Source organism: Paraburkholderia humisilvae (genome assembly GCF_902859855.1).
Taxonomy (GTDB): Bacteria; Pseudomonadota; Gammaproteobacteria; order Burkholderiales; family Burkholderiaceae; genus Paraburkholderia; species Paraburkholderia humisilvae.
The window spans coordinates 30,335-51,312 of record NZ_CADIKH010000020.1; the positions used below are offsets into that span (position 1 = coordinate 30,335).

General features: G+C 60.9%; 19 protein-coding genes and 1 tRNA gene. 13 read left to right on the top strand and 7 right to left on the bottom strand.

Going from position 1 to position 20,978, the window contains the following annotated elements; all coding sequences use genetic code 11:
* Positions 1 to 493: 493 nt before the first annotated feature.
* Positions 494 to 2,863 (bottom strand): PAS domain S-box protein, encoded by a 2,370-nt coding sequence (locus HV796_RS21360; protein WP_175228502.1) that lies wholly within the window; start codon positions 2,861 to 2,863, stop codon positions 494 to 496.
* 591 nt (positions 2,864 to 3,454) lie between these two features.
* On the opposite strand from HV796_RS21360, the gene HV796_RS21365 reads away from it, so the two are divergent.
* Positions 3,455 to 4,150, top strand: a complete 696-nt coding sequence (locus HV796_RS21365; RefSeq protein WP_175228503.1) for a DUF3800 domain-containing protein — start codon at positions 3,455 to 3,457, stop codon at positions 4,148 to 4,150.
* A 56-nt stretch (positions 4,151 to 4,206) separates the two neighbouring features.
* Here the strand turns inward: HV796_RS21365 and HV796_RS21370 are convergent, their stop codons facing one another.
* The gene (locus HV796_RS21370; RefSeq protein WP_175228594.1) at positions 4,207 to 4,587 is read right to left on the bottom strand and encodes a transcriptional regulator; all 381 of its coding nucleotides are present in this window, start codon (positions 4,585 to 4,587) and stop codon (positions 4,207 to 4,209) included.
* Positions 4,588 to 4,927: 340 nt separating this feature from the next.
* Between HV796_RS21370 and HV796_RS21375 the strand changes: the two genes are divergently transcribed.
* From HV796_RS21375 to HV796_RS21425, 11 genes are all read left to right on the top strand, one after another.
* Complete coding sequence (locus HV796_RS21375; RefSeq protein WP_175228504.1) at positions 4,928 to 6,328, top strand: replication initiation factor domain-containing protein; 1,401 nt, start codon at positions 4,928 to 4,930, stop codon at positions 6,326 to 6,328.
* Positions 6,252 to 6,506: a hypothetical protein gene (locus HV796_RS21380; protein WP_246355969.1), complete on the top strand. Its 255-nt coding sequence runs from the start codon at positions 6,252 to 6,254 to the stop codon at positions 6,504 to 6,506. The genes HV796_RS21375 and HV796_RS21380 overlap by 77 nt, the downstream gene beginning before the upstream one ends.
* 2 nt (positions 6,507 to 6,508) lie before the next feature.
* Positions 6,509 to 6,712: a hypothetical protein gene (locus HV796_RS21385; protein ID WP_175228506.1), complete on the top strand. Its 204-nt coding sequence runs from the start codon at positions 6,509 to 6,511 to the stop codon at positions 6,710 to 6,712.
* A gap of 108 nt (positions 6,713 to 6,820) precedes the next feature.
* Positions 6,821 to 7,882 carry a ParB/RepB/Spo0J family partition protein gene (locus HV796_RS21390; protein WP_175228507.1) on the top strand — a complete coding sequence of 354 codons (1,062 nt, stop codon included), beginning with the start codon at positions 6,821 to 6,823 and terminating at the stop codon, positions 7,880 to 7,882.
* Between the two features lie 295 nt (positions 7,883 to 8,177).
* Complete coding sequence (locus HV796_RS21395) at positions 8,178 to 8,339, top strand: hypothetical protein (RefSeq protein WP_175228508.1); 162 nt, start codon at positions 8,178 to 8,180, stop codon at positions 8,337 to 8,339.
* Between the two features lie 47 nt (positions 8,340 to 8,386).
* Positions 8,387 to 8,632: a hypothetical protein gene (locus tag HV796_RS21400; RefSeq protein ID WP_175228509.1), complete on the top strand. Its 246-nt coding sequence runs from the start codon at positions 8,387 to 8,389 to the stop codon at positions 8,630 to 8,632.
* A gap of 158 nt (positions 8,633 to 8,790) precedes the next feature.
* Positions 8,791 to 10,263 carry a hypothetical protein gene (locus tag HV796_RS21405; RefSeq protein ID WP_175228510.1) on the top strand — a complete coding sequence of 491 codons (1,473 nt, stop codon included), beginning with the start codon at positions 8,791 to 8,793 and terminating at the stop codon, positions 10,261 to 10,263.
* 8 nt (positions 10,264 to 10,271) lie between these two features.
* Positions 10,272 to 10,565: a DUF2523 family protein gene (locus tag HV796_RS21410; protein WP_175228511.1), complete on the top strand. Its 294-nt coding sequence runs from the start codon at positions 10,272 to 10,274 to the stop codon at positions 10,563 to 10,565.
* A 7-nt stretch (positions 10,566 to 10,572) separates the two neighbouring features.
* Positions 10,573 to 11,682, top strand: coding sequence for a zonular occludens toxin domain-containing protein (locus tag HV796_RS21415; protein WP_175228512.1), 1,110 nt, complete (start codon positions 10,573 to 10,575; stop codon positions 11,680 to 11,682).
* Complete coding sequence (locus HV796_RS21420; RefSeq protein ID WP_246355970.1) at positions 11,679 to 13,052, top strand: type II secretion system protein GspD; 1,374 nt, start codon at positions 11,679 to 11,681, stop codon at positions 13,050 to 13,052. Before HV796_RS21415 ends, HV796_RS21420 begins: the two co-directional genes overlap by 4 nt.
* A gap of 430 nt (positions 13,053 to 13,482) precedes the next feature.
* A complete protein-coding gene (locus HV796_RS21425; protein ID WP_175228513.1) occupies positions 13,483 to 14,049 on the top strand; it encodes a hypothetical protein in 567 nt (188 codons plus the stop codon).
* 241 nt (positions 14,050 to 14,290) lie between these two features.
* Here the strand turns inward: HV796_RS21425 and HV796_RS21430 are convergent, their stop codons facing one another.
* The 4 genes from HV796_RS21430 to HV796_RS21445 all read right to left on the bottom strand — a co-directional run bounded on the left by HV796_RS21430 (position 14,291) and on the right by HV796_RS21445 (position 18,015).
* On the bottom strand, positions 14,291 to 14,875 hold the full coding sequence (locus tag HV796_RS21430) for a recombinase family protein (RefSeq protein ID WP_175228596.1): 585 nt from the start codon (positions 14,873 to 14,875) through the stop codon (positions 14,291 to 14,293).
* Positions 14,876 to 14,969: 94 nt separating this feature from the next.
* Positions 14,970 to 15,060: transfer RNA gene (locus HV796_RS21435), tRNA-Ser, on the bottom strand.
* A 238-nt stretch (positions 15,061 to 15,298) separates the two neighbouring features.
* Positions 15,299 to 16,597 (bottom strand): serine--tRNA ligase, encoded by a 1,299-nt coding sequence (serS, locus tag HV796_RS21440; protein ID WP_175228514.1) that lies wholly within the window; start codon positions 16,595 to 16,597, stop codon positions 15,299 to 15,301.
* 104 nt (positions 16,598 to 16,701) lie between these two features.
* Positions 16,702 to 18,015: a replication-associated recombination protein A gene (locus HV796_RS21445; protein ID WP_175228515.1), complete on the bottom strand. Its 1,314-nt coding sequence runs from the start codon at positions 18,013 to 18,015 to the stop codon at positions 16,702 to 16,704.
* 156 nt (positions 18,016 to 18,171) lie between these two features.
* On the opposite strand from HV796_RS21445, the gene cytX reads away from it, so the two are divergent.
* Positions 18,172 to 19,488, top strand: coding sequence for a putative hydroxymethylpyrimidine transporter CytX (gene cytX / locus HV796_RS21450; protein WP_175228516.1), 1,317 nt, complete (start codon positions 18,172 to 18,174; stop codon positions 19,486 to 19,488).
* Positions 19,489 to 19,583: 95 nt separating this feature from the next.
* On the opposite strand, the gene HV796_RS21455 is transcribed toward cytX, so the two are convergent.
* A complete protein-coding gene (locus tag HV796_RS21455; protein ID WP_175228517.1) occupies positions 19,584 to 20,726 on the bottom strand; it encodes an acyltransferase family protein in 1,143 nt (380 codons plus the stop codon).
* Positions 20,727 to 20,978: the final 252 nt, after the last annotated feature.

Below are 20,978 nucleotides of genomic sequence, written 5' to 3' on the forward strand. Positions count from 1 at the left end.
GGCAATCTTCATGGCTTACGTTCCTCGTCGACGCTCGCACAAGACAACCTGATTTGCCTGCCTGGTGACCGCGCGCGATGCCGGCTGGGAATACGGGCGATGCAGATGCCGGCGCCGACCATTCGACGCGTCGATCATTCGAAACACTGACGACTTCAACAACTTGTTCTGATTGCGTTTAACTGGGAACTGGGATTTCGATTCGATGCGCGCACCCATGCAGCGCACATCGCTAGAACGTTCGCTATCGCGTCCAGTACGATAGCGCGGAGCATTGACATTGCTATTCGGATTGCTCAAGAAAAAAATGCAACTTAATCGTAGGCACAAACTTTCGGTTAGTAAAGGGATTCCTCCGTCGAAAAGCCATACGATTACAAAGTTTCCCAATTCTGCGTGCGATTGCAGCTATCTCGCGATTTGCGAATCCTATTTATTCTTAGATTGAATGCGATATTTCTGGAAAATTCTTAACCGTACGCAGAACGTATGGTCAATGATTTGAAGTGGGGCGCGACACGCTGTCCAGCAATTCGTTCAGCACGTCGATTTCCAGCGGCTTCACCAGATGCGCATCGAAACCTGCGGCGAGCGATTGCTCGCGGTCGCTTGCCTGACCGAAACCGGACATGGCAACGACGCGCGTGAGCGACAGCTTCGGATTCGAGCGCAGTTCGCGCAGCAGGCCGAACCCGTCCACGTTCGGCATTGCGAGGTCGGTCAGGACCAGATGCGGCACATAGGACTTGGCGGCCGCAACCGCGCTCTGGCCATCGTAGGCAACGCGCGCCTCGTGTCCCTTCATCTCGAGCAGGACGGCAAGACTGTCTGCCGAGTCGCGGTTATCGTCGACCACCAGTACGCGCAGCGCTGCACTGTACGGGGTAGTCGCGATGGAAGACGGCGTGTCATCGTGATCGTGCCCCGCGCCGGGCGCGAGCGGCAGTCGCACGGTGAACGTGCTGCCGCGCCCGCGGCCAGCGCTGGATGCAAGGATGGCGCCGCCATGCAGTTCAACCAGCGAGCGGCACAACGTGAGCCCGATACCGAGGCCCGTGTCGGTCGGGTTCTGCGCATGCCCTTCCTGCATGAACAGGTCGAAGATCGAATCGAGCGCGCTTTCCGGAATTCCGCGCCCCTGGTCCTTCACGCGCACCACGACCGAGCGGCGCTCGGTCGCGACATGAATCGAAATCTGCGTGCCGTTCGGCGAAAACTTCGATGCGTTGTTCAGCAGGTTCTGCAGCACCTGCACGAGGCGGGTCAGATCGCCGCGCACCGCGAGCGGCGTGGCCGGCATCACCACTCTGATCGTTTGCCCGCGCGCGTCGGTAAACGGCCGGGCAGCCTCGATGCTGCGCGTGACCACATCCTGTATATCGACTGGCGCGATGCGCAGATCGATCTTGCCGGTCGTGATACGGCCGATGTCGAGCAGATCGTCGACGAGACGGGTCAGATGGCCGACCTGGCGGTCGATCACGTCGCGGCATTGGCGCAGCAGCGGATCGGTGTCCGGGGCGAGCTGCATCGCGCTTACCGCGTTGCGCACCGGCGCAAGCGGATTGCGCAGCTCGTGCGCGAGCGTGGCGAGAAACTCACTCATCCGGCGGCTCGACACCTCGAGTTCCTCAAGCCGTTTGCGTTCGCTCATATCCCGCGTGACCTTCGCGAAGCCGAGCAGACGTCCGGTGCTGTCGCGCACGGCGGTGATCACAACATTGGCCCAGAACATCGAACCGTCCTTGCGCACCCGCCAGCCTTCGTCTTCGACGCGGCCGAATCTGGCTGCAATCTCGAGCTCGCGCTGCGGCTTGAGTGCGGCGTTGTCGTCGGCGCTGTAAAACACCGAGATCGGCCGGCCGATGATCTCGTCACGCTGATAGCCTTTGATCTGCGTCGCGCCCGAGTTCCACGTCGCGACATTGCCATCCGCATCCAGCATGAAGATCGCATAATCCTTGACAGACTCCACCATCAGACGGAACCGTTCCTCGCTTTGCCGCAGCGTCTCTTCCTGCGCGCGCCGCGTGGTGAGGTCGCGGGTGACCTTCGCGAAGCCGCGCAGTCGCCCGTCGGCGCCACGCAACGCGGTGATCACGACGTTCGCCCAGAACTTCGTGCCGTCTTTGCGGATACGCCAGCCTTCGTCTTCAACCCGGCCGAACTGTTCCGCCAGCACCAGTTCGCGCTCGGGTTTGCCCGCTGCTTTATCCTCAGCCGAGTAAAACGTCGAAAAATGGCGTCCGATGATCTCGTCGGGCCGGTAACCCTTGATGTGCTGCGCCCCGGCGTTCCAGCTCATCACATGGCCGCCTCGATCGAGCATAAAGATCGCGTAGTCCTGGATATCCTGGACGATCTGCGCGAAACGTTCGGAGCTTGCGTCGATCAGTTGCGCGTCGTCGATGACCGACGCGTCCTCGCACGCTGTGAACATACAGTTGAAGCCGGCAAGCTCCCCTGTCGGATCCGTCGCCGCGCTAATCGCCACGCCTGCGCGTATCGGCGTGTTGCCGATGCGCCGCAGCCGGCGCTCGCCGTCGATGCGCCCCTGGTACGCGGCGCTGTTCAGATCGCGTTGTGCAAGCGCATCCGCGGCAAGCCCACCGTCGGTCGCCGCGCCGGCGTACAGGAACGACAGGTGGCGCCCCGACACATCGGCGCGCACATGGCCGGTCAGGCGCTCGGCGGCGATATTCCAGCTGATCACGCAGCCGTCGCGATCGAGGATTGCCAGCGCGCAATGGTCGTTCGCTTCGACGAGCCCCTTGAGTGGTCCGTCGGTCGATGAAGCCGGGTCCGCCGGCGCGCAATGTTTATCGCCAGCAACGAATGCGGTTTTCCGGTCGCGGGTTGCCATAAGGTTGCCGACCTTGAAATATCGGAGGAAAGGGGACGACACCTATGTTATGCCTGATCGGGCTATAAACGGTATCGCGAGACTCGGTCATCACTATGACATCGCGAGCAGAATACATACCCGGCTGCTGATGCCTGGAGTAGCGAGTTCGCTTCGGGGCGAGAGGTTAGAGAGATGCGAGGCGTTGAAGGGATGTGCGTTGGGTCGGGTGAAGGTCGCAGATCAACGGACCCGATGCATCAGACGTCGCATTCGCACATACCGCCTGAAGATTTGAACGGAATATCAGACATTCCTATGAGATCCTAATTTCATATTTCGTGATCGAGAATTCGATTGGAGCATAACTGTAAATGTATTGGATTTCTTATCAAGAGATCGATAATTTAATCCGCCAGAAAATATTTTTTATTCAACGATTGTGAATCGCGACGCTTACGTGCATACTGAAGTTGTAGCGGCGTTGCGATTTAAATATGCCCGGGCAACCTGCGAAAATTTGGCGCCTGCAATCGTAAGCGTACTATTCGGTACGCCAGGTCCGGGTATCGCACTATCCGATAGCCTCCCTCCGGGGAGGCTATTTTTTTCTTGTGGGCCCATGGCGTAACGATCTACCTCGATGAAAGTGGATGTCTTGGCTGGAAACTGACCGAACCGTATCTTCGCGGAGGGTCGAGCCAATACTTCACGTTGGCAGCCGTCGTCATTCCCGATGGACGGGAGTCTGTACTCAATCGAGTCGTTCGTGGCCTGTATAAGAAACGCGGCCGTGCCGCGAAGAATGAGTTGAAGTCTGTTGTGCTTTCCCGCGGGGAACACGAACGTTTCGCGCTGGCGCTGCCGGAAATCCACGAGAAACATCCCGATATACGCTTCATGGCCATCACCGTTCGGAAGGAGAATGTTAACGGCGCATTCCGTCGTAATCCTAATGGTCTGTATAACTTTATGGTGAAATGCCTGCTTCTCGACCTCATGCGCGAGCACGAATCCGTGTGCTTCATTCCAGACAAACGGTCGATGAAGGTTGAATACAAGCACGGGTTGCACGAGTACCTGTCAACCGAACTCGCATCGATTTGCGATACCGCGCTACAAACAACACCTTGGAAAAGCAAGGATTGCCTGCCGCTGCAATTCGTCGACATTCTCGCGGGTGTCGTGTGGGCACATCATGAGTATGGGAATGCTTCGGCGTATTGGCTAGCGGAGCCGTATTTGACCGAGAAACATTTATTCATCGGGAACCCGGTGCGCCACGAGCAACTAATCGAGTTGTATTGAAGTGCGGAGACAGATTGTGCGGGGCCAAACGAAAACGGGCCGCAGGGGCCCGTTTTTCATTGATGCTCTGGCGGAAAGGGTGAGTTCCGAACCGTATGCGTCTGCGAAGCCTGTGCGTCATGGCTCGACAGCATCGCCAAACAGGTCCCCAGTGTGAGGGTCACGGTCGCGGCTACTCCGGCCGCGCGGAGGTTTCCCAGGGCGCGTGCCCAAACTGATTGGTGCTTGTCGTCCAGTTCGAGTTCGATTTGCGCGAGCGTTTCGAACGGCGGCAACTCTGCCAGTTCTGCGAGCAACATGATTGCGCCCGCGTCGGGTTTGCGCTTGCCTGAACGCCAGGTGGACAGGCAGGACTGATGGAACCCGAAGTGGTCGGCAATAGCGCCGAGCGAGCCCTGCTTGCGCTTCGCCGCATCTAGAAGTTCAGCAATCGTCATATTTTGCCCCTTGACAAATTTGAACATGTGTTCAAATAATTCGCCCGTTCGTTTGAACAAACGGTCAAATGTTTGCGGAATCGATCAACACCGCAGTCTAGCAGTTTCGGCAGAAAGGTAAACCGGAGCGTTTCCGGATCACGAAAACCAAGGAAAACGGGGTGGCTGTGTCTGCATACCGGGTGCATGCGTATTCAAGCATCGGGACGCGGGTCGCGACAGTGGAGGTTCGCGCCGCGTCCGCAGCAAAGGCGCGCGACAAGGCTCGCGCCGCTCTCTACCGTCAAATGCGTCAGCCAAACCGCTTGACGCTGGTTCCTGTGGAGGTCACGGCGTAACCATGGGCAAGCTAAAAGACACTCTTCTGAGCAATCCCATTCGTAGTACTAATGGCGTCTCCGACCGGAGCGCCGCCGCGCACGCCCGCAAGGATGAGGACGTACGCGGCGGCGCGTCGGGCGAATGCCCCCCCACGACTAACAGGGGGGGAATGGACATAGCGCCGCTCGCGACAGTCGAACGGTTGCAGATGGTCGTCACGGAATCCGGTGAGATCAAAACAATTGCTGTACGGGTGCCGACTGGTGGACAGGTTGCAGTAGTCGACACCTTGCGCTTCACGGTAGGTGAGGAAACATGGTCAAAGACTGCTCGCGAGCAGCTTGTTGGCGACGAACAGTATGTGCGGGAGGCCAGTCGCTATTTCGAGGAGATTTTCGGGTTCGGCGTGACAGCGGACCTCAAGCGTCGACGCGATTTCTACCTGAACGCGTGGGAGCTTGGCGACGGATACGGTTATATCGCCTTGGGCGGGTCAAGTCAGCGCGCGACGATGCTGGTCAACGTCACTGGCCAGGGTTGCATTGCGGCGAAGCCAGGATGGGAGGGCCGGTTACACGACTTCCTGTCGAGGGTAGCACGGCGTCCGACGATCACGCGGGTGGACCTTGCGCACGACTGCATGGAGGGCGAATACACGGTGGATCAGGCCGACGCCTGGTATGACGACGGACTGTTTTCGGCTTCGGGGCGTGCACCGAGCCACGAGCATCGCGGGGACTGGAAGAATCCGACCGGCAAGGGCCGTAGCCTTTACGTTGGGTTGCGCCGCAATGGCAAGCTCTGCCGCGTCTATGAAAAGGGGATGGAGCAAGGCGACGAGTCGTCACCGTGGGTGCGCTTCGAGGTCGAGGTGCGCAATAACAAGCGCGTGATCCCGCTCGACGTGCTGCTTGACCCGTCAGGTTATTTCGTCGGCGCCTATCCGTGCCTGCGGTTCTTTGAACAGGGGTGTACTCCGCAGCGTATCGAGGTCAAGCGCAAAGCCGCAGAGATCAACGTTGACGCGAGCCTACGCAATATCCGCGCTTCGTACGGCAAGTACTTCGGCGTCTTGCGCCCGCTTCTCGGCGATGAGGCTGTGCTTGACGCAATCACGAACGCCTCGGGAGAATGGCCGGAGCGCCTGAAGGTCCCCGATTACGAGCTATGCGACGCGCCGATTCATAGGCGTGATCCCGTTCGCGCGTTTAACGATTTAGACCCCTCCGATGACGGCTGGCCGGGGGAAGAGGTCTTTATGTCAGCCACTACATTTGATAAGGATTGCCATGAAATTCGTGAGTCAGGTGAAGGTTCTGGGGATGAAGGCGAGCAAGGGCGAGATGGACAACGGCACGGCGTTCGATTCGACGAAGGTTTACACAGAGACGCAACTGGACGAGTCGAAGGGAACTGCTAAGGGGTTCGCGGTCGGGGAATTCACGCTCGGTACGTCGGCGGAGTTCGACAAGTACAAGCACCTGCCGTTTCCGTTTGAAGGCGAAGCGGAATTCGAGATTGTCACGAATGGCAAGACGCAGAAGACGCTCATGCACTCGCTCAAGCCGCTTTCGCGCTCGGCCAGCGCCAAGGGGTAACCGTGAACGGCGCGGTGGTGTACGTGGTGCAGGAACTGTTGAGCGGCGAGTTCTTGTGTCCGGCCGATGGCGACGTGAGCTTTACGCCTCGGCTTCGCGATGCGGGCGGCTTTGGTGATGCGGACGAAGCGGTGCATGCGGGTCGTGACCATTGCGACGGTCCGTTTGACGTGGTGCCTGTGATCTTTCTTCGCCGCGTTCACTAAGGCCCTTGTGACGGGGCTAAGTTGGGGGCGGTGGTGGGGATAGATTGCCTCAGTACGGGTCGTGAAGTCTGCGGCCCACTTTTTCGCATGCGAAACATGGGGATCGTGATGGCGGGAAGAACGAGAAAAGCGGCGGTCGTGCCGCTGAATGGGGATGTGTTTCCGGTGTCGGATGGCCCGGCGTTGCAGTTCGTGGCGCTGGACGTGATCGACATGCCGGAACAGGTGCGCACGGTATTCGATGAGCAGACGCTTGCCGAGCTGGCCGCTGATGTGAAGGTGCGCGGGATTTTGCAGCCGGTGCTGTTGCGTACGCCAGTTGATGGCCGGTATCGGTTCATCGCGGGTGAGCGGCGGATTCGCGCGGCTCGTATGGCTGGCCTGTCTGCGGTGCCCGCACTGGTGGGCGACGTGACCGATGAGGCTGCAGACGATATGCAACTCGCGGAGAACATCCAGCGCGAAGAACTGAGTTTGCAGGACGAGGCAAACGCGATTCGGCGTCTGTATGACCGGCTCGGGAAGGTGGACCGTGTTGCGGATCGCGTGAAGAAGTCGAGCGCGTGGGTCTCAAAGCGGCTTGCGCTGACTTATGAGGGCTTCGACTGGCGCGCGAGAAAGCTGCTTGAGGACGGCGTGACTGAGGACGTTGAACTGCTGCAATGCGTCGCGAAAGTGGGCGCGTTGAGCCAGTCACATGCGACGGTGCTCGACATGAATATTCGCCAGGGAAAGGTTGGGCGCAAAGAGGCCAGGGCGGTGCTCGCGGAACTGAAGAAATCGTCCGTGGCTCGCAAGGTGCCTTCGAGTGAAGAGGATGACGCCGGGGTCCGTGCTGTGGCCAAGCCTGAGTTTGACGGCCGGATCGCGCTGTGGGAACTGGCGGACAACCTGCGGCACGAGGAATGTCCTCCGGCCGCTGAGCTGGTGGATCTGTTCTCCATCGAACAGCGGACAGCGATTCTGGATGTGTGTCGCGACGGGTTCGAACTTGGCGCGTCGTGCGCGGGACTCGAAGCGTTGGCGCTAGTGCGACGCATAGCGGGGCTGCAGGTCACGGAGCATCTTGAAGACTGGACGCTTGCGGCCTTCACGCTGGGCGCGTTCGGGATGCCGTTCGAGCTGGGGACGCTGCTGGCTGAAATGCGCATCGCGATCCGCAACGGCTGATTTCGCATGCGAAAGGTGGAGGCGAAATGCTGAGTTGTCCATTTGACGCGCTGGACCGGATTGCGGGGTGTCTCACGCTGCTGACAGCGGTTGTTCTCGTCGCCGGCGTCGTATGGATGGCGCGAGCAGTGAGCGACTGGCTCTCGGTGCGCCGTTTCAGGCGCTGTGCACGGGTGACGCGATGAGTACGGGTATCGATGTAACGGTATGTGTGTCAACGGCGTCCGGTTCGTCTGTCGTGACGGCTAACGGCAACGCGCTTGCATGTACGGCGAGTGATGGCACAGCGGGGACCGTGGCAGTAACACACCTCGCGCTTGTCGATAGCCCTGAAAGCGCGCCGTTTGACTACGTGACGGCTGGAGGTTTCTTTGCGCTGGCGTTCTCCATGGTTGTCGCTGTCTGGATGGTGAGCGCGGGCGTAGGTGCGGTGCTCGACCTGATCCGTCGCGGTTGAGCCCAACGTTGCCGGGCGTTTCCCGGTTTCTTGTTAAAGGGAGTTGTATGAAGGCGAAGCTGTTGGCATTGAAGAAGCTCGGCGCTCGTGTGGGTGCCGCTGTTGTCACGGGTGGTGTGGCTGTTGCCGCAAACGCGCAGACGAGCACTGCGCCGGACTTCTCGCAAATCACGTCGTCTGTGGACTTCAGCACGGTCATTACGGCAATCATGGCCGTGGCCACCGTGATGGTCGGTGTGTATGTCGCATGGCGCGGTGCGAAGTTTGCATTGCGTGCGGTTCGCGGCCTGTAAGTCTGCGCGGCTGCTGTTGAACCGGGGAGCCGCGTGGCTCCCCTTTTCACATACGGGGGATAGGTGTCATGGCGTCAACGGACTGCTGGTATCTGGCGATGTTCGCGTGGGGCATCGTGTGCGGATGGGCGTGTGTGACCGGGTTCAAGGGGTAAGGCATGGACAAGCGTAAGGGCGTTTGCTTGTTGCTCGCGTTGCTGGTTGCCGGTCGGGTGCAGGCGGGACAGGTGCTGTCGTTCGATGAGCAGGGGCGCATTACCGCGTCAGTTAACGATTCATCCACGAACTACACCTACGGGAAGTTCCAGACTGAAACGTCAGGTCTGCTCTACAAGAAGCTTGGCGTCAAGGGCATGTCACCAACTGATCCGGCCGTGACCAGGACCGTGCAGGGCGTAGAGCAGGTCGCGGCAGGCGTCGCTGTCGGGCGGTTGGCGTTCGGGGGCGGCTGGCTCGGTATCGTCGCGGGCGCGGTGATTAACGCTGTCGTTTTCGCGGCTGTTGCATTGGGCCTGGACAACCTGGTGAAGTGGCTGTTTGGCTCGGGCAATAGCGTCACTGCAACGACCACCGGGACGGTTGCGCCCCCTGACGGGTCTTTTTTCTACTTTAGTGATACCCGCGTGTGGCCGGAAAAGTGCGGCCAGCTGCTTGAGAAGGATTTCCTGACAGATACGGCAGCGGCGAATGCGGAACTCGCGGCGGGTGGCAAGAGCGGGGCACCTGTAGTGTGCAGTGGGGTTGATCCGGCGAAGGTCGTTCAGTACATCCTTGATAGTTGTGATGGCAACGGCAACTGCACGACGCATGGAATCAATCCGATCGATGGCAGCACCATTAACAATGGTTTGAAGTTCCAGAAAAGTTTCGGCATTCCACCGAATCTGGTTGACGCTCCGGCTGGCGGCGACGGTTCACCAGTCATCTCCGACTATGAGACGGCTGTTGCGAATCTGCCTGAGTCCGAGAAGTCGCAACCGGTCAATCCCGAGCTGGCGGCTGACGTGGTGAACGCGCTGTGGCAGCAGGCTTCGCAGTTGCCAGGTTACGCCGGCGTGGCCTATGACCCCAGCAACCCGGTGACTACACAGGAAGCGGCGGACTGGCAGGCCGCCAACCCTGCGTATACGCCAACGGTCGGGGATGCGGTGGGCACGGGGACAGGTTCCGGTACGCAGGGACAGACGGGTTCGGGTGGCTCGGTTGGCGCATTGCCAATCAATAACTCGCCCGGCTCGGCCGATCCTACCCCCGGAGTCAATCCGGGCACCGATACGGGCACAGAACCGGGTGATGGCACGAGTCCGCAGGACGGTCAATGTGGTGCGCCGGGTGAGCCTGCGTGCGAGGTCGATTGGGGCACGAATCCGGGCACACCTGAACCGACGCTGGAGAGCACGCCGACCATTGACATGATTCTTGGGCCGATCGTCAACATGCTGCCCGGCTTCAGGTCGTTCCAGCTTCCCGCACACACGGGCACGTGTCCGGTTGCGACGTTCTCCATTTTCGGCAACAGCTACACGATGGACCAGCACTGCACGCTGTTCGAACAGAACCGCACTGCGATCAGCGCTGCGTTCGCGCTGGTGTTCCTGCTGGCATCGGTGTTCATCGTTCTTACCGCGTGAGGTGATTCATGTTTCCGATCCTGATGGCGGCTGCGTGGTCCGCGCTGTCGTGGCTGTTCCGCTCGGTGCTGGTCAAGTTCGTGTTCTATTTCGCGCTGTATTTCTTCGTCACCGAGTCGGTCTCGTATCTGCAAGGGCAAGGCATGCTGCCAAGTGCTGCATCGCTGTCGCAGGCGTTTGGCGCGGTGGGTACGGGGGTGTGGTACTTCCTCGATCTGTGCTCGGTCAGCTACGGCGTGCCGCTGGTGATCGCGGCGTATGGTGCGCGCTTCATCATCCGTCGTATTCCGCTGATCGGTTGAGGCGGGTATGTCGATCAACGCGTACTGCGGAATCATGGGTTCCGGCAAGTCGTATGAAGTGGTGTCCGGGCCGCTGCTCGAAGCGATCGCGGCGGGTCGTCGTGTCGTGACCAACGTTGATGGCATCAGCGAAGAAGCCGTGCATGCGTATCTGGTTGAGCATCGCAAGCTGGATGCGTCGAAGCTCGGCGGCATCGTGCATGTGACGACCGAGCGCATTACGGAGCAAGGCTTCTTCCCGGTCGAAGTCGAAAGCGCGGACGGGGCGACGGTCACACCGGGGCTGGTCGAACCGGGTGATCTGGTGGTGGTCGATGAGGCGTGGAAGCTCTGGGCCGCCGGCGAGAAGCTCTCGAAAGAGCACGTCGCGTTCTTCCGTATGCACCGTCACTTCGTCAATCAGGACTCGGGCCTTGCGTGTGATGTGGTGCTGATGGTGCAGTCGGTCGGCGATCTGCACCGGATGCTTAAGCCGGTGCTCGAACTCACGTTCGTGATGCACAAGCTCAAGACGCTGGGTGCGCCGAACCGCTATCGGGTCGAGCAGTACGACGGCTGGAAGCAGAACGCGAAAACGCGCGTCGCGACCTATTACAAGAGCTACAAGGCGGAGATTTTCCCGCTCTACAAGAGCTACGCCGGTGGGGCAGGACAGGAGGCCGTGGTGGATGCGCGGCAAAATCTGCTCATGAGTCGCAAGCTGTGGTTTATGGCGGCGGCGGTGGTCGTGCTGATCAGTTGCGGCCTGTGGTTTGCGTATCGCTTCTTCACGCACACGGCAAAACCGGCGAAACACGCTGCGGCATCTGTATCGGCGTCAGGTGCCGTTCCCGCGGGGCCGGGTGGGGCGTCGGGTGTCGCTGCACCTTCAGCCGCGGCGAAGGTTCCGGATGTGTCCGATACGTGGCGTGTGATGGGCCGTGTCGAGTCGGGCGATTTGCAGTATGTCGTGCTGGTCGATGGCTCGGGACGGATGCGGGTGGATTCGCCCGGTGCATTCAACGGTCTGGGCGCTGCGATCGCCGGGCGTGTCGATGGCCAGCGCGTCACAACGTGGTCCGGGGCGAAGCCGTCAATCGCGCCGTCCTCTCCTGTTCCTGTGGGTAATTCGAAATGAACATCAGGCGTCTGCTTGCGCTTGTACTGATGTGGCCCGCACTCGCGCTGGCTGACAGGCAGCCGGCATCGGTGCCGCCGTTACCGACGCTGGCCGCGCTCGGTAGCTCGCCGGATGCTGTGGCGCCGGCGTCGCCTGTTACGCCCGTACAAGCGATGGTGCAGCGCTCGAAAGGCAATTCGTTCGATCTGCGGTTCGCTACGGTGTCGTTTGTGGTGGACTTCGTGTACGAAAACGCGGTGAAGACGCCGCACGTGATCGGGCCGGATGTGCTCGCGGATCAGCGGCAGGTGTCATTCCGCTACCGGGCTGGCGATGGTGATATGCGGGGCTTTCTCGTGTCGTTTCTGGACTCGCTGGGCTATGCGGTGACGGTGCGGGATGGTGTCGACTTCATCGGCAAAAAGCCCGATGCCGATCGCCCGAAAGAGGTGCGTGAACCGTTCGTGTACGTGCCGCACTATCGCAAGGCTGACTACCTGATGCGGATGGTGCAGCCGCTTGTTGGTGGACGATTCACGACCCAGCGCGGCATTTCGGCGGGCGGCAGCGCAGCGCTGCAGGGCAAGGGCGACCTGTCGCAGGACGTACCGCCGCAGTCGGCCGCCGCGATGATCGATCAGAGTTCGGACCAGCTCGTGTTCGTCGGCACGGCCGATGAGGTGGCGACACTGCGCAAGGTGTTGCCGGTGATTGACGTCGCGCGCGGCAAGGTCAACCTGCGTGCGTGGGTGTACGAGGTCAGTGATACCACGCAGGCTCAGTCGGGCTTCTCGCTGGCCGTGAAGATCCTCGGCGTGGGCCTTGGCATCAGCAACGGGTTTGCTGATCCGGCGCAATCGGTTGTCTCGCTGCATGCATCAAGCGGCTCGAACACGATCGATGCGGCGATACAGGCGCTGGACTCGGACAGCCGTTTCAAGGTGCTCACGCGGCCAAACGTGACCGTGCTATCCGGCGAGCGGGCGCGGCTGAATGTCGGGCAGGAGGTGCCGACGCAAGGCAACGTGAGCTTTCAGGGGACGAGCGGAACACCGGTGCAGTCGGTCGTGTATCAGGACGCGGGCGTGATCTTCGATGTATCGCCGATGGTGATGAGCGACACGATTGACCTGACGGTTGATGAAGAGATTTCCGACTTCGTGCGCACCACGACCGGGGTCAACACGTCGCCAACGAAGAACACGCGCAAGCTGCAAACCGTCACGTCAATGCAGGACGGCGACGTGGCGGTGATTGGTGGGCTGATCCAGTCACACGACACGCGTGCAACGTCGGGCGTGTCGTTCCTGCCCAGGTGGATGAACGGGCATAACAACGCGAATGACAACACCGAAATCGTGCTCGTGCTGCAGGTGCAGAAAATCTAGCGGTGGTAGTGCTGGAGGACTGTGAATGCGATGTACAGCAACGCGCCCACGCCGACCCATGCGAGCGCAATTACGAATTTCGGGGTGCTCCGTCCGGTGTGAAGGTGTCGGAGTGCAGGGTGAACCGGTTGGTGCCTGGACGGCCGGTAGCCTTCCCTGCGATTCAGTTCGTCCCGGTACCAGTCGCGATCCTGTATGCCCATGTTGGCCTTTCTGTTATTTGGCGCGGGGGATTCTAGCAGTGCCTGCATTTGGTTGCCTGGCGGGGCGGCGAATATGCGACCCGCATCAGGGCGCGGAATTTGGAGAGCTTGTTTTTTCGTTACGTGTACCGGAATAGTTATTATTTGTTATGCGTAACGAAATATGTTGATTTTGTGTTACTCGTAACGTAAAATAACAGGTATTGAACATGCGGAAGAGGCGCACAGTGATTCAGGCAGAAGACACGAAAACAATCCCGTTACCGCTATCAGGCGTAACGGAAAAGCGTGGTCGTGGGCGGCCGCGTAAAGATGGTGCGCTGACGAACGCACAGCGGCAGGCGGCGTACCGGGCACGGCGCAAGGTCGCGGGCAATCCCGTTACCGTAACGAAAAAGATTCCGGCTGCGGCGGATGGTTACGACGAACTGGTGCTGGAGAACGAGCGGTTGCGGGAAAAACTGGCTGGGATGGCGAGGAAACCAGAGGCTGTGATGGTCGCCGGGGCCGGGGCAGTTGTGCCGAAGGTCGGATCAGGTGTTGTAACGGTGACGGATGTTTTGCGCGAGCCGCCCGTTGTTGCGCGTTTGGGTAGTCGTAAGCTGTCGTTCAGCGTGGATGACACGGTGCGTATTGCGCTCGACCGGCTTGCTGCCGATGTGGGTATTTCCAGGCGTGACGCTTTTGAGCGGCTTGTGATTGCGGCTGATCTGGCGGTTATGCGCTCCTTCATGGACGAGAGTTCATTTAATAGTTATCTCGACCGGAAGCGTAACGTTAAATCTCGTACGTAGGAACGGTTGGGCGGTACGTCTAGCGTCAGGAGTGTCCGGGCCGTGGTCGCAGCGATGGTAGGGCGTGGGAGTGTCTGCAAAGTCAGGGCGGTTATCGCGCGGCTCAGCGCGGCCACCCGGACCGAGTAGCGGGTATCGGCACAGGCGCGGAACGCAGGCAGAGAGACGGAGCGCTGTCACGCCTCCCTGCTAGGCCGGTTTTTCTTGCCTGCGTGCTGGAGAGGGCTGCGAACGAAGTCACCTAGTCGTTAAGCAACCGGGGCTGCGCTGACTGGTCCGCTCTATACACGGCCCGCTTGATACTCGACAGGTGCACGCCGTATTCATGTGCAAGCGCGGTGAGCGTGTAGCGTCCCGTACGCCATTGCGCAACCGCCCGCCTTTCGTCGTCAGCCTCCAGGCTGCGTGGTCGGCCAAGACGTATCCCACGTCGTTTCGCGGCCTGCATACCGCTCTTGGTCCGCTCACGAATCATTTCCCGCTCGAACTCAGCAAACGCGCCAAGCATCTGGAGCATAAGCCTTCCCGCCGGTGTGTTCGTGTCGATGTGCTCGGTCAGGCTCTCGAAGTCAGCGCCGCGCTCTTGCAGGCGTTCGATGATGCCGAGCAGATGTTTTAGCGATCGCGCGATGCGGTCAAGCTTGTACACGACGAGCGTATCGCCGCGTTTGAGGTTTCGGAGGAGTTTGTCCAGGACTGGTCGGCGCAGCGTGGCACCCGACCGTTTTTCTTCGTGCACCAACTCGACGCCCGCTTTGGTCAGTGCGTCGAGTTGTGCCCGTGTTTCTTGCTCTTGTGTTGAGACTCGTGCGTAGCCTACTCTCATTTTTTCGTGAAAGCCGAATGGTCTGACCATCGTTTTACGAAAAAATAAATCGGCTGCGAAGTAGCTGCGCAATTTGCGCAAGAATCTTCTTTCTTGGCGGAAAGGGTGGGATTCGAACCCACGGTACGGTATAACCGTACACCGGATTTCGAGTCCGGCGCATTCGACCTCTCTGCCACCTTTCCTTGGATTCTGCAGAAGCTTGAAGCGGCCGTCACAGCGCTTCAAGGCAAGTACCTGACCGGACCTGCTACTGCTACCGACGTGCTATGTGAACCACTTCGCCAAGCGGGTCGCTGCTCGGCGAAGCGAAGATTATAGAACAGTTGAATTCGGTTTCCAAGCCTTTTTTGTACCGCAGCGGGCGATCACATTGAAGATGCCGCGCGACCAGCAGCCAATGCCGCAAGCACCCCGACCGCATCAACCTGCCGCCGGCACCTCAAGGCGCTCGACACCGCCGAGATAAGGTCGCAGCACGGCCGGCACCGTCACCGAACCATCGGCATTCTGGAAGTTCTCCAGCACCGCAACCAGCGTGCGCCCCACCGCGAGGCCCGACCCGTTTAACGTATGCACGAGTTCCGCTTTGCCTTGAGCATGGCGAAACCGCGCCTGCATCCGGCGCGCCTGAAACGCCTCGGTATTCGAACAGCTCGAGATTTCACGATAGGTGTTCTGCGCAGGCAGCCACACCTCGAGGTCGTAAGTCTTCGCCGCCGAAAAGCCCATATCGCCCGTGCAGAGCGTAATCACGCGATACGGCAACTCGAGCTTCTGCAGAATCGTCTCGGCATGGACGACCATCTGTTCGAGTGCGTCATACGAAGTCTCCGGCGCAACGATCTGCACCATCTCGACCTTGTCGAATTGATGCTGGCGAATCATCCCGCGCGTGTCGCGACCATATGAGCCCGCCTCCGAACGGAAGCATGGCGAATGCGCAGTCAGCCTGATCGGCAGCGCACGCGCGTCGACGATGCTGTCACGCACGGTATTGGTCAGCGAAATTTCCGACGTCGAGATCAGGTACTGCGTGACCGTATTCTCGCCACCGCCCTTTTCGACGCGGAACATATCGTCGGCGAACTTCGGCAGCTGGCCTGTGCCGTACAGGATCTCCGGGTTGACGATGTACGGCGTATAGATTTCCGTGTACCCGTGCTGCTGGGTGTGCGTGTCGATCATGAACTGCGCGAGCCCACGGTGCAGCCGCGCAATCAGGCCACGCAGCATCGTGAAGCGCGCGCCCGCGAGCTTCGCGCCCGTTTCGAAATCGAGGCCAAGCGGCGTGCCGACATCCACATGGTCTTTGACTTCGAAGTCGAACTGGCGCGGTGTGCCCCAACGGCGCACCTCGACATTGCCGGTTTCGTCGTTGCCCACCGGCACGCTATCGTGCGGCAGGTTCGGCACGCCGAGCATCAGGTCCGACAGGCGGCTCTGGACCACGTCAAGCTGCACCGCCGATGCCTTCATCTCGTCACCAAGCCCGCTCACCTCGGCCATCACCGCCGACGTGTCCTCGCCACGCCCTTTCATCGCGCCGATCTGCTTCGACAAGCTATTGCGGCGTGCCTGCAGCTCTTCGGTGCGGGTCTGGATCGCGCGGCGCTCCGCTTCGAGCGCGGAGAACGCAGCGACGTCGAGGATATAGCCGCGGTCGGCAAGGCGTTTCGCAACGCCTTCGAGATCTTTGCGCAGCAACTGGATGTCGAGCATGACGAGGGGGAAGTTCGTTGTGTGAAGCTGCGATTTTAGCGCACCGGCGTGAACCTCCGGTGTGCGCCGACACCGCCTGCAGCGCGAGCGGCGCCAGCCAAGGCTCAACCTTTCTTCGGCTTATGCTCGCTGCGCCACGCGTCGTCGAGTTCGGCAAGGCGCGCAAGCTTCTCGCCGATCTTGCCCTCGAGCCCGCGTGGCGTCGGCCGATACCAGTGCGGCTCGCGCATCCCGTCCGGCAGATAGGTCTCACCGGCCGCGTAGGCATCCGGTTCGTCATGCGCATAGCGGTACTCGTGGCCGTAGCCCAGCTCCTTCATCAACCGCGTCGGCGCGTTGCGCAAATGAATCGGCACCACGCGCGACTGGTCCTTGCCTACAAACGCGCGCGCCTCGTTATAAGCCATGTAGCCCGCGTTCGATTTCGGCGCGATCGCCAAATAGATGATTGCCTGCGCGAGTGCGAGCTCGCCCTCCGGCGTACCGAGGCGCTCGTAGGTTTCGGCGGCGTCGAGCGCGATGCGCGCGGCGCGCGGGTCGGCAAGGCCGATGTCTTCCCACGCCATGCGCACGATACGGCGCGCGAGATAACGCGGATCGGCGCCTCCGTCGAGCATCCGGCAGAACCAGTACAACGCGCCGTCCGGATTGCTGCCGCGCACCGACTTGTGCAACGCGCTGATCTGGTCGTAGAACGCATCGCCGCCCTTGTCGAAGCGGCGCAGATTCTCCGCAAGCGCGCTGCCGAGCAGCGCGCCGTCGATTTCGGTGGTCTTCTGCTGTGCCGCGGCCCGCGCGACGATCTCCAGATTGTTCAGCAGCTTGCGGCCGTCGCCGTCGGCCGAACCGATTAGCGCATCGCGCGCTTCATCGGTGAACGTGAGGCCGCCCAGCTCGTGCTGCGCACGCTCGAGCAGTTCGCGCAGTTCGTCCGCGTCGAGGCTCTTCAGCACATACACGGCGGCCCGCGACAGCAGCGCACTGTTCACCTCGAACGACGGATTCTCGGTCGTCGCGCCGACGAACACGAACAGGCCCGATTCGACGTGCGGCAAGAACGCGTCCTGCTGGCTCTTGTTGAAGCGGTGCACTTCGTCGACGAACACCAGCGTCTGCCGGCCATGCGCGCGGTGCACCTGCGCGGTCTCGACGGCTTCGCGAATGTCCTTCACACCCGACAGCACCGCCGAGAGCGCGATGAACTCCGCGTGAAACGCATCGGCCATCAGCCGCGCGAGCGTTGTCTTACCGACGCCGGGCGGCCCCCAAAGGATCATCGAATGCGCTTCGCCGGACTCGAACGCGACGCGCAGCGGCTTGTTCGGGCCAAGCAGATGCTTCTGGCCGATCACTTCATCGATCGCGCGAGGCCGCAGACGCTCGGCGAGCGGAACATTGGCACGGGTTTCTTCGAACATGGCGTTTGGGATAATCTCGGCTTTTTCGGCGCAAACTGAGCAAGTTCGCCACCCTGGTCTCGCATTATGACAGCCGCCGCATCCCGGCGACGGCGGGCGATTCCATGCGGCATCGCGCCGCAACGATACCAACGAAGACAGAGAGGAAGACATCCCATGACCCAGGACCCGCTTGCCGAACACATCGGCTCCACCTACGCGCCGCTTGCGCCCGTCCCCGACGCGCGCCGCGCATTTCGCACCGGCGATGCGTTCGCGTTATGGTTCTCGCTCGGCATTGGCCTGCTGGTCGCGCAGGCCGGCGCGCTGCTCGTACCCGGCCTGTCGCTGCCGCATGCGCTGATCGTGATCGTGATCGGCACCGCGCTCGGCGTGGTGCTGCTCGCGCTCGCCGGCGTGATCGGCACCGATACCGGGCTCGCGGCGATGTCGTCGCTGCGGCCGACGCTCGGTGTACGCGGCGCATCGGTGCCCGCGGTGCTCAACGTCATCCAGCTGGTCGGCTGGGGGTCCTTCGAAGTGATCGTGATGCGCGATTCCGCGAACGCGCTCGCGAAACAGGCATTCGGCGTGTCGATGCCGCTCGTGTGGACCGTGCTCTTCGGCGTGCTGGCGACGTTGCTCGCGATCAGCGGCCCGCTGTCGTTCGTGCGGCGCTTTCTGCGCACATGGGGCATCTGGCTGCTGCTCGCGGGCGCGGGCTGGCTGACGTGGGCCGTGCTCGCGAAGCAGGATTTCGGCGCGCTGCTGCATCGCCCCGGCACCGGCGAAATGCCGGCGGGTGTTGCGATCGATCTGGTGGTCGCCATGCCGCTATCGTGGCTGCCGCTGATCGCCGACTACACCCGTTTTGGGCGGCGCGCCGGCGAAACGTTCCGCGGCACGCTGCTCGGCTACGGCATTGCGAACGTCTGGTTCTATGCGCTCGGCGCGATCTACGGACTCGCGGCGGGCGGCGGCGATGCGCTGCTCACCAACGCACTCGCGCAGGCAGGCGGCGGTCTTGCGCTGCTGCTGGTGCTGATCGACGAAATCGACAACGCGTTCGCCGACATTCACTCAGCCGCGGTCTCAACCGGTACGTTCTGGGCGCGCTCGAGCGTGCCGCTGCTGTCGGCGGCATTCGGCGCGCTGTGCACGCTGATCGCCGTCGTCGTGCCGATGGCGAAGTACCAGAACTTTCTGCTGCTGATCGGCTCGGTGTTCGCTCCGCTCTTTGGCGTCGTGCTGGTCGATCACTTCATCATCCGCAAGCGACGCATCGATGCCACGGTGCTCGCCGACCCGCAAGGCCGCTACGGCTACTCAGCGGGCTGGCACGTGAGCGCGTTCATCGCATGGGCGATCGGCATCGCCGCCTATCAGGCGATCAACCAGTGGCTGCCGAACCTGGGCGCGACACTGCCCGCGCTCGCGATCGGCGCGTTGTGCTACTTCGCATTCGTGTCGACACGCCGGCAGGCGTTCGCGTAGCGCGCGACCAGTCGGCGGCGGCGCAGGCTGCTGCTGCGCCAGCTGCTGCGCTGGCTGACGCAAACGACACCACTGGCCGCTGCTGCCGTGCACGTTCAATACGTCTGATTCGCACGCGACGCCGCGTCGGTGGTTCGACGCGCCGTCAGGAACTGCCCGAGCATCACCGTGCGACGTTCGACCAGATAGTGCATCAGCGTCGCCACTGGAATAACGAGTGCGGCCGCAGTCAGGATCGTGCGCCACATCGCGTTTTCGGCGGGCATCAGGTGAAGCACCGTCAACAGCACGATCGTGTGCGTCAGGTACAGGCTGTATGAAATCCGGCCGAGGAACGCGATCGGCCGCGCTTCGAGCACCGCCGCGAAGGTCGCGGACACGAGCGATGTGCAGATCAGTCCCGCAGCCCCCGCGGTCACCAGCCAGTCGAACAGGAACTGGCCGACCGCGCCGGACGTCAGCGACAGCACCGAGCGCGACACGAAGTACAGCCCCAGCGAAGCGCCCAGCACCACGCGCGTGCGGCCTTCCTTCAACAGCCAACGGCGCCACGTCGCGCGATGCACGGCAAGCGCCGCGCCGACGATGAAGATGCCGAGATAGTGCAGCGTCATCGCCCAATCGCCGTTGAAATTCGCACTGTTCGGATCATCCCCTTCCAGCAATACCAGAGCGAACGACAACAGCGAAATGCCGACGGCCACACTGACCGCGACACGTCCCGATACCCGCGCGACCCAATAGACGACCAGCGGCATCACCAGCGAAATTCGCAGCTCGTAAATGAGCGACCAGATGACCGGGATCATCTGGCCTGCCTTATAGCGCCCGATAAACAACAAATGGTCGGTGATTTCAGTCCCCGTGAACGGACCGCTCCAGACCCCATCGGCCCACTCGCCCGCCCATTTGATCGGCTTAACGTCCACCGCGTCAACAATCCAGAAGGTCGCGACCAGCACGACCAGAAATGGCAAATAGATCCGACAAATCCGCTTGATCAGGAAATCCTTATATGAAATGCCGCGACTCGAGCGCAATTGCAATGTCAGAACAAAACCGCTCAGTATAAAAAACAGAATAACGGCTTCATGGCCGAGCGCAATGACACGTATAGGCGATCGCGGAATCCATGCAAGCGGTCCAATCAGGACGAAATGACTAATAACGACCATCAGCGCAGCGACGCCGCGTAACGCATCGAGCTGGTGGTAATGCTGGCTATTGGAACGGCTCATCTCTTTCTTCCGATAGATACCCGCGGCAGGGAACAGGCGCGAAAAGGCGCGCAATTGAGCGCGCCAGCAGATAAGAGGGGTCTGAAATGCACCTGCCCAAGGTGCCCAGTAATGGTATGTTTAAATGGCCAGATGGCAGAGGTGAAGGTCTGTATAACTTTCTAATACTTTTATTTTTTTATGTTTTTGTCGAAGCGAATTCGACGCCGGCGGCGCGCTTTTTGCGGTGCTTGCCGATTGCGTGTCAACCCG

Coding starts and splice junctions, on each gene's coding strand:
- HV796_RS21360 (WP_175228502.1), bottom strand. CDS start 2,863: ATGGCAACCCGCGACCGGAAAACCGCATTCGTTGCTGGCGATAAACAT.
- HV796_RS21370 (WP_175228594.1), bottom strand. CDS start 4,587: ATGACGATTGCTGAACTTCTAGATGCGGCGAAGCGCAAGCAGGGCTCG.
- HV796_RS21375 (WP_175228504.1), top strand. CDS start 4,928: ATGGGCAAGCTAAAAGACACTCTTCTGAGCAATCCCATTCGTAGTACT.
- HV796_RS21380 (WP_246355969.1), top strand. CDS start 6,252: ATGGACAACGGCACGGCGTTCGATTCGACGAAGGTTTACACAGAGACG.
- HV796_RS21390 (WP_175228507.1), top strand. CDS start 6,821: ATGGCGGGAAGAACGAGAAAAGCGGCGGTCGTGCCGCTGAATGGGGAT.
- HV796_RS21400 (WP_175228509.1), top strand. CDS start 8,387: ATGAAGGCGAAGCTGTTGGCATTGAAGAAGCTCGGCGCTCGTGTGGGT.
- HV796_RS21405 (WP_175228510.1), top strand. CDS start 8,791: ATGGACAAGCGTAAGGGCGTTTGCTTGTTGCTCGCGTTGCTGGTTGCC.
- HV796_RS21410 (WP_175228511.1), top strand. CDS start 10,272: ATGTTTCCGATCCTGATGGCGGCTGCGTGGTCCGCGCTGTCGTGGCTG.
- HV796_RS21415 (WP_175228512.1), top strand. CDS start 10,573: ATGTCGATCAACGCGTACTGCGGAATCATGGGTTCCGGCAAGTCGTAT.
- HV796_RS21420 (WP_246355970.1), top strand. CDS start 11,679: ATGAACATCAGGCGTCTGCTTGCGCTTGTACTGATGTGGCCCGCACTC.
- HV796_RS21430 (WP_175228596.1), bottom strand. CDS start 14,875: ATGAGAGTAGGCTACGCACGAGTCTCAACACAAGAGCAAGAAACACGG.
- serS (WP_175228514.1), bottom strand. CDS start 16,597: ATGCTCGACATCCAGTTGCTGCGCAAAGATCTCGAAGGCGTTGCGAAA.
- HV796_RS21445 (WP_175228515.1), bottom strand. CDS start 18,015: ATGTTCGAAGAAACCCGTGCCAATGTTCCGCTCGCCGAGCGTCTGCGG.
- cytX (WP_175228516.1), top strand. CDS start 18,172: ATGACCCAGGACCCGCTTGCCGAACACATCGGCTCCACCTACGCGCCG.
- HV796_RS21455 (WP_175228517.1), bottom strand. CDS start 20,726: ATGAGCCGTTCCAATAGCCAGCATTACCACCAGCTCGATGCGTTACGC.